This is a genomic window from Pseudoalteromonas sp. ASV78, from assembly GCF_047806705.1.
Lineage (GTDB): Bacteria > Pseudomonadota > Gammaproteobacteria > Enterobacterales > Alteromonadaceae > Pseudoalteromonas > Pseudoalteromonas prydzensis_A.
Genome location: NZ_JBLOPA010000001.1, coordinates 404,525 through 416,654 on the forward strand (window position 1 = coordinate 404,525; position 12,130 = coordinate 416,654).

The window sequence follows — 12,130 nt, forward strand, 5'->3', positions numbered from 1 at the left end:
AGGTAGTTTAGAGCATGAGCCTCAATTATCTTGATTTTGAGCTTCCAATCGCAGAATTAGAAGCAAAAATTGAAGAGTTACAAAATATAAGCCGCGCTGGCGATTTAGACCTTGAATTAGAAGAGGAAGTCAGTCGATTAAAAGAGAAAAGTGCCAAAATGAAAGAGGAAATATTCTCTAAATTAGGTGCTTGGCAGGTTTCTCAGTTAGCCCGTCATCCGTTGCGTCCTTATACTCGAGATTATATCGAGCGTATTTTCACGGAATTTGACGAGTTTGCTGGCGATCGTACTTTTGCCAATGATCCGGCAATTTTAGGCGGTGTTGCACGTTTTGAGGGCCAACCAGTGATGGTTATTGGTCAACAAAAAGGCCGTGACACAGCTGAAAAAATCAAACGCAACTTTGGTATGCCAAAGCCTGAAGGTTACCGTAAAGCATTACGCTTAATGGAAATGGCAGAGCGTTTTAAAATGCCAATTATGACCTTTATCGACACCCCAGGTGCATACCCAGGTGTTGGCGCTGAAGAGCGTGGCCAATCTGAAGCAATTGCCCGTAACCTTAAAGTGATGGCAACATTAAAAGTGCCAACAATTTGTACGGTTATTGGTGAAGGCGGCTCAGGTGGTGCTTTAGCCATTGGTGTAGGGGATCGCGTTAACATGTTGCAGTACAGCACTTACTCGGTGATTTCACCAGAAGGTTGTGCATCAATCTTATGGAAGAGTGCTGACAAAGCCCCTCTTGCTGCAGAAGCGATGGGTGTAACCGCTGAACGTGTTAAAGAGCTTGATTTGATCAACAGCTTAGTTGAAGAGCCATTAGGTGGCGCGCACCGTAACTACGAAGGTATGGCGCGTAACCTGAAAAATCAACTTAAGCGTGACTTAGCTGACTTACAAGCGCTATCGCTGGATGAGATGCTTGATCAACGCTACAAACGTTTAATGTCATTTGGTTATTGTTAATAAGCCAATTGATGAAAAAAAGCCGCTGTTGCGGCTTTTTTGTTTTAAAATGCTTGAGAGCTAGGAGCTAGGAGCTAGGAGCTAGGAGCTAGGAGCTAGGAGCTAGGAGCTAGGAGCTAGGAGCTATTCGGCTTAAGCTAACCAATCATCTATTTAGCGATTTTAATTAATGCATGCAACGTCTTTATATCAACAAGTAAAAAATGCCATTACGCCTTATATCGATGAGCACAAAACCGCATTTACAGTGGCGCTCTCCGGTGGTGTGGATTCTGTGGTATTACTGCATGTAATGAATGCGCTAAAAGCAGAAATACCGCAACTGCAATTAACCGCAGTATATGTTAATCATGGTTTAAGCCAGTACGCCGATGATTGGCAGGCATTTTGTAAAAAGCGATGTGATGCATTAGATATTACGTTTTATGCAGCACAAGTAAAAATTACCAATAAATCACGCACCAGTTTAGAACAGCTCGCCCGCGATGCTCGTTACCAAGCGCTTGATCAAATTAGCCCAAGCGGCAGTATTATTTTGCTCGGGCAGCACCTCAATGATCAGCTCGAAACGTTTTTACTGCGCTTAAAACGCGGCTCTGGTTTACAAGGCTTAACCTCAATGCGGCAAACTCGCGCCTTGAGTTCAGGGCGAGAATGCTTAAGACCGCTACTACATTCAACCCGCCAAAGTATTGAGCAATTCGCCGCAGACTTTAATCTTGAGCATATTACCGATGACTCAAATAGTGATGAACGCTTTGATCGTAATTTTATTCGTCAGCAAATAGTGCCACTGCTGAGTGAACGTTTTAAAGGTTTTGAAAACAGCGCCGCGCGTAGTGTGAGTTTATTGCAACAGCAGCAAGATCTGCTCGACGAATACACACAGCTAGATTTACAGCAATGCCAAAACAATCAGCAAGGATTAAGTTGTTTACAGCTGGCACACTTTAGTGCTGCACGCCAAGCAAATGTACTACGCTGTTGGCTTGGGCAATTTACTACATTGATGCCATCACAACAGCAAACGTTGCAAATACTCAGCCAAGGGTTAACCGCGCAGGCTGATGCTCAGTTGCTTATTCAGTTAGCGCAAGGGCAAGTGCGACGTCACCAACAGTTTTTATATTTTGTCCGTGAGATAGCCACTGCGCATAGCCAATTAATAACCGATGAAAAGCAACTACTGTCAGATGGTCGCACTCTGATACAATTAGCGGGCGAAGGAATTAGAAACCCACTGCCTGATGAACAGGTTTATGTACATTTCAATTGTCCACAAGCACGTATCAAACCACTTAAAAAACCCGGTCACAATACGCTTAAACATTGGTTTAAAGACGCTAAAGTAGCGCCTTGGCTGCGTGCTAATGTGCCGCTTATTTTTTATAACGAACAATTAGTGTATGTTGTTGGGCATTTTATAAGTGCTGAGCACTATCAACAGGAAGGTATCTTTTGGAACATAAAAACATGACCAAACCACAGCCCCACGTTGGCTTATCGCTTGTTAATAAAGCACCGTTAGGACTTGTGATCACAGCATTAATCGCTGTAACTGCTACGTTTATGTTTGAATTACCATTAGTCACGTTAGCTTATGCTATTGCGGGAGGATTACTTTGCGCGGTGATACTGATTGCTTATTGGCTAGGTAAAGGCGGGCTATTTTTTATTGTTGGCGTGAGTATTCCACTGTTAATGGTTATTGTGATGCCATTAACAACAATGGCTGCTTTATTGTATTTAATTAGTGGTTTCTTTTTTGGTTTTTGCTTAGCACTATTAGGCTATAAGTTATTAGCCAAGTCAAAAAAGTTAGTTTAAGTATCAAAGTAAAGCCTAGCGGGGGAACTAGGCTTACCTTTAATTAATACGCTCTTGCGCAATTTCTACCGGCGGCTTTTGCTTTGTACAGGCCTTTATCGGCGCGGGCAAAAATACCATTTTTACAGTCTTGGCTGCTTGCAAGCGTAAAACCTATGCTGGTGGTTACTTGGTATTGCTTCATTAAGTTAGATTCAGTAACTAATCGCATTACTCGCTGTGCTATCACTTTGTTAGTGGTAAACTCAGGATCATCAATTAATACCGCAAATTCATCACCACCAAAACGAAACACAGAATCAGTACCACGAATACTACTACATAATACATTCGCAAACTCTTGTAATACATCATCGCCAATTTTATGACCATAGTTATCATTGACTTGTTTAAAGTTATCTAAATCTAACAACATTAAGCTAAATGGACGATGGTGACGGCGGCAGCGTTCTAATTTTTGCGCCAAAATATCATTAAACTGACTGCGATTATTAAGCCCTGTTAAGGTATCTTTAGTCGCTAGTTTAAGTACGCGGCTATACATTAATGCATTACGTAACGGATAAACCAGTGCGCTGTGTAAACCAATTAGCTTTTGTTCAATATTGCCCGACAGCGGGTATTGGCAAAAATAGATAAGTTGGCCTAAATGTTCACTATTTATATCCAAATCAAATGAGTAAGGCGGTTTGCTATTGTCGCTGTCTGCAATTTGAGCAACCCCAAGGGATGACTGAAACTGCAATCCTGAAAAATTCATAATTTGTTTTGCATGCGCAGCATAAATAGTGAGTAGCTCTTCTAAATTTAAGGTAGTTTGCAATTTCTCAAGCAAACTATGAATCGCAGTCGGATCATTATTGCGGTAATGCTCTGCCGAAAACGGCAGAAACTCGCCACGCGCTGAGATACGTTGTGTCAAAATATGGACATTTTCCACTGTTTTCTCCCCCTAGGAGTGTGTTGTTACTTTAACTAAGCGATTTTTGTGCCACTATTCCAAACTGGCTGAAAAACAGATAGTTGCTATAGTTAACTCTTAAGCAGCTAAAATTTTGACGGTATTGCAGCAATATAAAGGGGAGGTGTGTTTGCAAAGTATGTTGGCCCAAATATTTGGCTTATTACTGGCTGCTGTGGTGCTGGTATGGTTATTTAAACGCATTGGCTTACCGCCGATCCTTGCATACCTCGCTACGGGCGTTTTAGCCGGAGGCCATGGTATTGGCTGGATGGCGCAAAGTTATGAGATGCATTTTGTTGCCGAGCTTGGCATTGTTTTTTTACTGTTTAGCCTAGGGCTGGAGTTTTCTGTTGGCCGCTTAATGGCGATGCGTAATATTGTATTTGGCTTAGGCACATTGCAAGTGGTGATCACCACCTTGGTGTTTATGCTGATTTTATTGCTCATGGGTTTATCAATTTTGAGCAGCTTTACTATCGCTACATTAATGGCGCTGTCATCAACGGCGGTGGTGGTTAAATTATTAAAAGAATCCGGTGAGCTTAAACAGCGGCGCGGGCAACTAGCCATCGGTATGCTGTTATTTCAAGATATTGCAGTAGTGCCTTTGCTGATAACGTTACCCTTATTGGCGCAAAGCAGTGGCACAGAAGGTATCGCATGGGCACTGACTTTTGCTTTAACCAAAGGCGCGTTTGTTTCCCTGTTACTGTGGGCTATAGGTAAATGGGTGCTGCCAAAAGTATTTAGTGAAGTTGCGTTAATGCGCACCGATGAGTTATTTGTTTTAACCACGTTATTAGTTGCTTTATTTGCCGCAGGACTAACTTATTTATTTGGCTTATCAATGGCACTGGGTGCTTTTTTGGCAGGGATGATGCTAGGTGAAAGTCAATATCGGCACCAATTAGAAGCCGACATTCGGCCATTTCGCGATATTTTAATGGGGTTGTTTTTTGTTACGGTGGGCATGCAGCTCGATGTTTTATTTGTGTTGGGCGTATGGTATTGGATTGTCGCCGCGCTTGCGCTAATGTTGCTGCTCAAAATTGGCGTTATTACTTTTTTAGCGCAATTAATGGGCGAGCGCAAACAAGATGCTGTTGCTGCCGGTATTATGTTATGGCAAATGGGCGAGTTTGGTTTTGTATTAATTGCCCTTGCTACTAAGCATCAGCTATTAGCCTCAGATCATGCTTCATTTTTAATTGCCATTGCTGTTATGTCGATGGGTTTAACCCCTTATTTAATCGAGCGTACGCCTTGGTTATTAAAGCAGCTTGGGTTATTAAACAATCCCCACAGTGAATGGCAGCAGCAACCCAACAGCAGTACCTTGTATCAAAATCATGTGGTGATCTGTGGATTTTCACGGGTTGGGCAAACGATTGCGCGGTTTTTAAAGCCAGAAGCAATCGAATATGTAGCCGTAGAAAGTAATCCAATTCTTGTACAAGAGGCCAAAGCGGCAGGCGAGCCGGTTATTTTTGGTCATGTAAAACAAAAAGATATTTTAAAATCAGCAGGCGTTGAACGAGCGCGATTAGTGATCATTACGTTTACTGACTTTGAACATGCGCAAGTCGTGATCGATGCCATCAAACAAATAGCCCCAGAAGTGAAAATACTGGTACGCATGCGGGACGATAGTCAGCTAGATGCACTTAAAGAACTTGGCGTGACCGAGGTTGTACCAGAAACACTCGAAGCGAGTTTAATGCTGGTGTCGCATGTGTTATCTATGTCGGGGGTGCCGATGTCGCGTATTATCCGTCGAGTTAGTAAAGAGCGGCGTAATCGCTATCAATTTTTACATGGTTTTTTTGCCGGTGATAAATTTGATAATGAAGAAAGTAACGCCGAGCGACTTGAGTATTTACACGTAATAGCACTGCCCGAGCATGCCTTTGCGGTGGCAAAAAACATCAGTGAATTAGGGCTTGAAAAACGCCGCGTATCTGTACGGGCATTGCGCCGCCAAGACCGCGAAATTGATAGCCCATCAATGAACATTGTGTTACTCGCCGGCGATATTTTGGTGCTGCAAGGTAAACCTCGTCGAGTAGAGCGAGTAGAACGTTATTTACTTGATGGCATTGAATAGTAAAGGCGCCTAATCTAACTCTAAAAACTCGCGTATTTGTGGCAGCTTGCCAATAGCATCTTTATAACCTATCTCAATCAAATGCTGGGTGTAGCGTTTTTCAAACAATAAGTAACTGGTTAAACTCGATTGTGAGCGCTTTTTAACCCCGATCATGCGCAGTAAAACTTTAATTGCCAACGGCATATCATCGTAATACTGCGCGGCAATAGCATTAAAGTTTTCTGATGGATTGACCACAAAGCTGTGTATTTGTTTTAACTCTTGGTGTTTGTCACGCCCAGGTAACAAACCTAAAGTTCGGTTAATTCGTTCAAGGCGCTCAAGATCTGACTGTAAGGTGTCGGTAAATACACTATCGAGCAAGTGACCAGCAATAGACGACAACCCTGGGAAATGGGGTAAATAGCCAGGAGGGTGGGCTTCTTTGGGTTGTTCAACACCAATAATAAATATTTTTTCAGCACCCAAATGCACACTTGGGCTCAGAGGCGACAATTGGTGAATAGAGCCATCACCAAAGTAGTGGTTATACACATTGACACTCGGAAACACCATAGGAATAGCACTGGATGCCATTAAGTGCTCAACGTTAATACGAGTCGCTTGACCTTCACGTTTAGCGCGCCGCCACGGTGATTGCGTATTGGATTGAAAAAACGCCACAGAATCACCGGTGGTATAACTCGACGCGGTGATTGACAATGCATCTAAATAATTACGATGCAAATTACGCTCAATGCGAGACAAATCCAAAATATCATTCAGCAACACCCGTAAAGGTTGATTGTTCAATAAACTCGCTGGTGGGTGATTAATATGTTCAGATTGAAAGCTAGTCAGCATATTACGGGTTAAATGACCAAATACACTGATAAAATCACTTTTATAAACCATTGAAGTTGAAAAGTTTTTCCATACAGATTCCAGCTTACGTACCGCCAAATGCGCACACGACGCATAACTTGCCAACGCAGCAGAGTTGATCGCTCCCGCAGATGTGCCATTAATAATAGTAAATGGTAAGGGAGCTGTGCGTGGCATACTCTGAGCAAGGGCTTTCAGTACCCCAACTTGATAGGCCGCACGCGCGCCACCGCCTGTCAGTAGTAGCGCGATTTTTGGTTTATTTTGATTGACCTGCTTGATTTTCATAGTTGCAATTAAACCGTTGAGCGTCTTTACTTTATTTATTAACTGTAAGTCTTTAAGCTAGAAGAATCAAAGGATACCTTAGCTACGTTAATAATTATTAGTGTAGGCTATGAATTAAATCCATTTAGGGTACTCTTACTGTTATCGCATTTTAATATTTATGGAGTTCGTATGTCAGATCAACCATCAGCGTCAGATGTTCAAAAACGTCCACCGAATAATAACCTTTTATTTGCAGGTATCATTTTAATTATTATCATTATTGCTGCAGCGTTTGTGTTGTTAACCTCAAGTGATGAGTCACAAACAGCTACTGAAGTCGAGCAACCAGTAGCAGAGCGCCCCATGATGGAGCTAAAACCTGAGAACGATCCGGTTGTTAATGCCCCATCTGTTAATCCTGAAAAGCCTGCCGATTTAGCCGTGCCAACACCACGTCCAGTAGAGCCTGAGCCGCAAGTAGAACCATTACCTAGTCTTGGTGAAAGCGATCCTGTTGTTGTTGCTAAATTAGACGAATACCTAAGCGATGCCGCTATGAGTTTGGTTATAAACGACGATGTTATTCGCCGTGGTGTGGTATTTATAGATAATCTTGCCAAAGGTAAAATTGCACAAAAACACACTCCCGTTATTAAGTTAGAAGAAGGCTTTAGTGTGGTAGAGGGTGATATTCTTACTATCGATCCAAACAGCTATGAGCGTTATACCCCTTATGTAAAAATATTCACCAGCATGAGCGCAGCGCAAATCGTGCGTTTATACGATGAATACAAACCGCTGATCAATGATGCGTATGCAGAAATTGGCTATCAAGGGGATGCGTTTAATCAAACACTTGCAGAAGCGATCGAGCTATTACTGGATACTCCAGAGCCAAAAGGGGATATACCGTTGCTACGTGATTCAGTAACTTATCAATATGCTTACTCAGAATGGGAACGTCTACCAGCCGCTCAAAAGCAACTGCTGCGTATGGGCCCAGAAAACATGAAAAAAGTAAAAGCAGTATTACGTAACGTAAAAACAGAGTTAGAAAAGCAATAAGCTAGTTAAATCGTTTAAAAAACAGCGCGATTGTATGTTTAACATGCAATCGCACTTTCTTTTTGTGTTTACCCTTGAATAACACAACAAAAGTAGAGATAATCCCTCCCGCGCCAACCAAGGCCCTCAATGGTAGTCTTATTGGTCCTCTCGCAACACTAGCAGGCGAACCTGGTCAGGCCCGGAAGGGAGCAGCCACAGTTTGTGACGTGTGTGCCGAGATGTGGCTGGTAAGACTGCCACCCAAATTCCTCATTTGGGTGTTGTAAATTTCCCTTTTTAATTATCTAAAAATTACCAATACTATGTTCTCACAATGCGCTTTTTGGTGAATCCTCATCAAAATTGTAATGGCATCATTTTTTAATCAAAATCAATATCTTTCACTCTTAATTGCACCGCTTCCATTACTCTTAAACCACTACCATACATAAGGCCTGCAATAAGATAATAGCGCTTATTTAAATGAGTCATAAGCAGCTTAACTTCTTCTGGCGTCATACTACAGGTAGTTTTGCTTGTTTCTTACTGCGGGCAAAATTTAAGTTTAACGACAGTTCATTTTTTATTATGTGCTTGTATAAAAATGACAATGAATTGAGTGCTGTGGCTTGCGTTCGTGGTGCAACATTTTGCTTTAACACTAAGTGTTCTAGATAGCGTTCGACTTCATTGTCTCCCATTGAGGCGGGGTGGCGCTTATCATGAAAATGGATATAAGATGCAATCCACCTCAGGTATGTGTCCACGGTACGTAATGAATACTGACGTACCAACATATAATCAGCGATATAATTTAAAAATGGGGAGCGCGTTTTCATGTCATCACCAACACAAAATACTGTATAAATATACAGTTTAGTTGTTTTGCTCCCATATTCAAGAAAATGAGCGACGAGCGCATTTTCTCTTTTCTGAATATCTTTAGTACCAATAAAAAATTATAGTTGGCAATGCATTAAGTTATTTGTTAATAATAGATTTATTAAATACATGAGCGTGACATCGGCAGAAAAGATCCGCCCTTCGCGCACTATAAAATGTTAGTTTCTGAAACGGAGTATCAGTGAAGAAAGAAGACGGAATCTCAAAGTACAAGCTGAATAAGATTGCTACGGAGTCTTTGAGAAATACCATCCGTCTTCATTTTGACTCTGTGTTGCTCTATGAAAACGGATCCTACCCAAGTGCTCTTCAGCTTTCTGTCTTAGCTTTGGAAGAATTCTCAAAAGCCAACTGGGTAGATCACTACATATGGTCATCGGAAACAAACGAGGGTTATCCTGATGCTGAGTCTGAGCAAGAATGGCTAAAGTTACTGTACTTGCATCCAAAAAAGCAGTGGAACTTTGTAGCAAGAGAAACAGACGATTATTCGCCAAATTTTATTTCTTTGATCCAAAGCCGAAAGCTTGAAGAGAAAAAGCAAAATGCAATCTATGTTGGCTTGTCTCGCTCAAAAGGTAAGATAGATACAGATAGTCGGGTTTCAACCCCGTGGAAAATTAAACAAAAAGATGCAAAGCAGTTTATTTCAATTATCAACGATGAGCTGCTCAGAATATGCGCAAGAATCGAAGAGGATGAGTTCTACTTCGAGGGTGGTAAGGACATGGATGAGGTGTTCGATTATGAGATCTATAAAAAGCTTTTAAAATGGCCTCACAAAAGTGGAATTAAGAACAACGGTTGGAGAAAGAAGAATCGCCAACGAAACTAACAAGCGCATCTTGTCGGACTGGTTTTCCGCTGCGCTTCAAACCAGCCGCAAATGCGGGCGTTATGTAATTAAGGAAAGTCATGGATTCAACTCAACTAGCAACCGAAGTAGCAGCGAAGGTTGTCTCTGATACAAAGTTTTGGATCGCTATTATTGGGTTAGTTGGAGCAATTATAGGTGCTCTTCTTACAATTTTAGGTAACGTAATACTCCACAAACTTAAAGAAAAACCTCAAAAGGAGTTTGACGAAAAGAGAATCGAGATGCTTAAAAGTATGCTTGATGACAATCGTTTTCCTAATCAATGGCGCAATTTATCAACTCTTGCCGCGGTAATAGGAACCGATGAAAATGAAACTAAACGGTTGCTTTTCAAAGCGGGAGCTAGAGGTTCTGAAAAAGCTGATGGGAAGTGGGGATTAGTTAAAAACCATCCATTGCCAGGTCCGAGTTAACGTTACATAACAAGCCAATCAAGCGGGAAAATTTACAGTTGGCTTTTTCTCACTTCGTTCGTTATTTTAGCCAACTATAAATTTCCCCTTATTGGGGCGTTGAAGTTGTAGAATTACTCTTTTTAGGAACTGGTTCTACACATTTTATTTGATTGTTTTTTAACCTTGAACCGAGTTTGTTACTGTGATCTAATAGATATTATTCACCCACGGTAAATTGTTATGGCTCTTTCATTAGGTAAGGAGTCAAGCCTGATTTATCCTGCCAAATAAATTCATTCCTATCAATTTCGCTGAATAAATTAACCTTGCGCGGACAAACGAAAGTGAATGCTTTCACTTCACACTGCGGCAACTGTATTGTTTAGTTCATAATATAGAAAAGCTGAGAAACACGATGCATTAATTAGCGTAAGCCCTTATCACCTCAAATAATCCACTCAAACACCTGTGATACCTTCCAAAACGCCCATTAAAGCAACAGCAAATCCTCTTTTTATATTTCACGTAAAATCGAAGTAACCGATTGAATCAAAATAGGAACTCGGCTATGGTTAATGCATCAATAAAAATAAATCAAAAACGAGTAATTCTACAGCCTCGTTATATTTTCTTGAGGTTTTTTAAAATACATGAGTAGCTCTCAAGTCGGTAGCATTACATTGAGCCAAATCATAGAGAGGAAGTTGTTATTTCTATTAAAGAATGATGTTTTTCCATTCGACGGAGACAACTATGACTTGGGTGAGCGAGACGCGCTTCAACAAATGCTGTTGGATTCCAATTCAATGCCTGAACAGGCGTTTGAGGAAAAATATTTATTTGAAGTTAATAGGCTTAGCAAACGGACTGAAGGTAGGGATTATTCTGTAGAAAAAAATGATGATTATTATGAATCGTTTAGTAATACAGTAGTCGATATTTTAACTCTAATAAATCCGATTAATATGTATGATTTGAAAGAAGAATAACGAAAATATAACAAGCAAAGGCAAAGCGACGCGTACCGCGCGCTTGCTTTGAGCGTTAGGCATTCAAGGAGGAAAGATGCATTCTGCAAGTGATAAGTATCTTCAGGCTGCGGCATTATGTTGTTTTGCTGCTGCACTTGCTCATCTGGGCTGTATTATATTCGGAGGCGATTGGTATCGTTTCTTTGGTGCAGGCGAGCAGATGGCTCGGATGGCTGAGCAAGGGCTTTGGTATCCGACAATCGTCACCTCTATCATCGTATTGCTACTTCTGGTTTGGGCGCTTTACGGCCTGTCGGGTGCAGGTGTAATTAAACGTTTACCTCTGACAAAATTGGCGCTAATCGTCATTGCCAGTATATTTTTAATTCGTGGCGTTTCCTTCGTCGGGTTAATGCCAATGTTCCCAGAAAACAGTCTGACGTTTTGGTTAATTAGTTCTGGTATATGTTTGTTTATTGGCGGCCTGTTTGCTCTAGGTTCTTGGCAGCAGTGGTCAGTTTTAGGTGTAGAAAATGCCTAACAATACGCATCACTCGCTCCCGTTGGTCGCTGGGACGCCAACCCGCTGCGCGGTTCGTCGCCCGTGTGCTTTGCGTTATATGTCACAGGGAGATTAGGCTTGTCGATTAAACTTCTAACTGAACGTTACCAACTTACTATTCTTGCTCCCTTTCATTTAAGTGTTAATGGTGAGAAATACGTCATTGATGCTCTAATTGAAGGGTATGGTGCACGTAAAGGCATGTTGATCGTTAAAAATGCGAATACTATTAAAGAAGTTAGAGATGATATTGTAGCTATGGGATACGGATATTCTTGTTTTGATATTAATGCCAATGATGTCGCTGAAGGCTTTCAAGAAGTGCTAGATGACTGGGGGAAAAGTGGCATATAACAAGCCAATGTTGTTCGG

At 41.4% G+C, this 12,130-nt stretch carries 14 protein-coding genes and 1 other RNA gene; 11 read left to right on the forward strand and 4 right to left on the reverse strand.

The window, feature by feature from the left end:
• The first annotated feature begins 14 nt into the window (after window positions 1-14).
• The 3 genes from accA (at window position 15) to ACMVDV_RS01785 (ending at window position 2,798) form a co-directional block, all read left to right on the forward strand.
• On the forward strand, window positions 15-971 hold the full coding sequence (gene accA, locus ACMVDV_RS01775; protein ID WP_304183409.1) for an acetyl-CoA carboxylase carboxyl transferase subunit alpha: 957 nt from the start codon (window positions 15-17) through the stop codon (window positions 969-971).
• Between the two features lie 169 nt (window positions 972-1,140).
• Window positions 1,141-2,448 (forward strand): tRNA lysidine(34) synthetase TilS, encoded by a 1,308-nt coding sequence (tilS, locus tag ACMVDV_RS01780; RefSeq protein WP_416156985.1) that lies wholly within the window; start codon window positions 1,141-1,143, stop codon window positions 2,446-2,448.
• Window positions 2,445-2,798 (forward strand): hypothetical protein, encoded by a 354-nt coding sequence (locus ACMVDV_RS01785; protein ID WP_416156986.1) that lies wholly within the window; start codon window positions 2,445-2,447, stop codon window positions 2,796-2,798. Before tilS ends, ACMVDV_RS01785 begins: the two co-directional genes overlap by 4 nt.
• Before the next feature lie 43 nt (window positions 2,799-2,841).
• Here ACMVDV_RS01785 and ACMVDV_RS01790 read toward each other — a convergent pair whose 3' ends face one another.
• On the reverse strand, window positions 2,842-3,738 hold the full coding sequence (locus ACMVDV_RS01790; RefSeq protein WP_416156987.1) for a GGDEF domain-containing protein: 897 nt from the start codon (window positions 3,736-3,738) through the stop codon (window positions 2,842-2,844).
• A 151-nt stretch (window positions 3,739-3,889) separates the two neighbouring features.
• On the opposite strand from ACMVDV_RS01790, the gene ACMVDV_RS01795 reads away from it, so the two are divergent.
• Window positions 3,890-5,866 carry a cation:proton antiporter gene (locus ACMVDV_RS01795; protein WP_416156988.1) on the forward strand — a complete coding sequence of 659 codons (1,977 nt, stop codon included), beginning with the start codon at window positions 3,890-3,892 and terminating at the stop codon, window positions 5,864-5,866.
• 9 nt (window positions 5,867-5,875) lie between these two features.
• Here the strand turns inward: ACMVDV_RS01795 and ACMVDV_RS01800 are convergent, their stop codons facing one another.
• Complete coding sequence (locus ACMVDV_RS01800) at window positions 5,876-7,021, reverse strand: patatin-like phospholipase family protein (RefSeq protein WP_304183400.1); 1,146 nt, start codon at window positions 7,019-7,021, stop codon at window positions 5,876-5,878.
• A gap of 171 nt (window positions 7,022-7,192) precedes the next feature.
• On the opposite strand from ACMVDV_RS01800, the gene ACMVDV_RS01805 reads away from it, so the two are divergent.
• The gene (locus ACMVDV_RS01805) at window positions 7,193-8,068 is read left to right on the forward strand and encodes a DUF3014 domain-containing protein (protein ID WP_416156989.1); all 876 of its coding nucleotides are present in this window, start codon (window positions 7,193-7,195) and stop codon (window positions 8,066-8,068) included.
• 139 nt (window positions 8,069-8,207) lie between these two features.
• Window positions 8,208-8,304, forward strand: an RNA gene (ffs, locus tag ACMVDV_RS01810) — signal recognition particle sRNA small type.
• Between the two features lie 127 nt (window positions 8,305-8,431).
• Here the strand turns inward: ffs and ACMVDV_RS01815 are convergent.
• Together ACMVDV_RS01815 and ACMVDV_RS01820 are read right to left on the reverse strand one after the other, a co-directional pair.
• On the reverse strand, window positions 8,432-8,569 hold the full coding sequence (locus ACMVDV_RS01815; RefSeq protein ID WP_416156990.1) for a tyrosine-type recombinase/integrase: 138 nt from the start codon (window positions 8,567-8,569) through the stop codon (window positions 8,432-8,434).
• Window positions 8,566-8,889, reverse strand: a complete 324-nt coding sequence (locus ACMVDV_RS01820; protein WP_416156991.1) for a phage integrase N-terminal SAM-like domain-containing protein — start codon at window positions 8,887-8,889, stop codon at window positions 8,566-8,568. The genes ACMVDV_RS01815 and ACMVDV_RS01820 overlap by 4 nt, the downstream gene beginning before the upstream one ends.
• 245 nt (window positions 8,890-9,134) lie before the next feature.
• Here ACMVDV_RS01820 and ACMVDV_RS01825 point away from each other — a divergent pair, with 245 nt between their 5' ends.
• The 5 genes from ACMVDV_RS01825 to ACMVDV_RS01845 all read left to right on the forward strand — a co-directional run bounded on the left by ACMVDV_RS01825 (window position 9,135) and on the right by ACMVDV_RS01845 (window position 12,112).
• Window positions 9,135-9,788 (forward strand): AbiV family abortive infection protein, encoded by a 654-nt coding sequence (locus tag ACMVDV_RS01825; protein WP_416156992.1) that lies wholly within the window; start codon window positions 9,135-9,137, stop codon window positions 9,786-9,788.
• Window positions 9,789-9,868: 80 nt separating this feature from the next.
• Window positions 9,869-10,243: a hypothetical protein gene (locus tag ACMVDV_RS01830; RefSeq protein ID WP_416156993.1), complete on the forward strand. Its 375-nt coding sequence runs from the start codon at window positions 9,869-9,871 to the stop codon at window positions 10,241-10,243.
• A 632-nt stretch (window positions 10,244-10,875) separates the two neighbouring features.
• Window positions 10,876-11,214 (forward strand): hypothetical protein, encoded by a 339-nt coding sequence (locus ACMVDV_RS01835; protein WP_416156994.1) that lies wholly within the window; start codon window positions 10,876-10,878, stop codon window positions 11,212-11,214.
• Between the two features lie 76 nt (window positions 11,215-11,290).
• Entirely contained in the window at window positions 11,291-11,737 is a 447-nt protein-coding gene (locus ACMVDV_RS01840; RefSeq protein ID WP_416156995.1) for a hypothetical protein, read from the forward strand.
• A gap of 99 nt (window positions 11,738-11,836) precedes the next feature.
• Entirely contained in the window at window positions 11,837-12,112 is a 276-nt protein-coding gene (locus ACMVDV_RS01845; protein WP_416156996.1) for a hypothetical protein, read from the forward strand.
• Window positions 12,113-12,130: the final 18 nt, after the last annotated feature.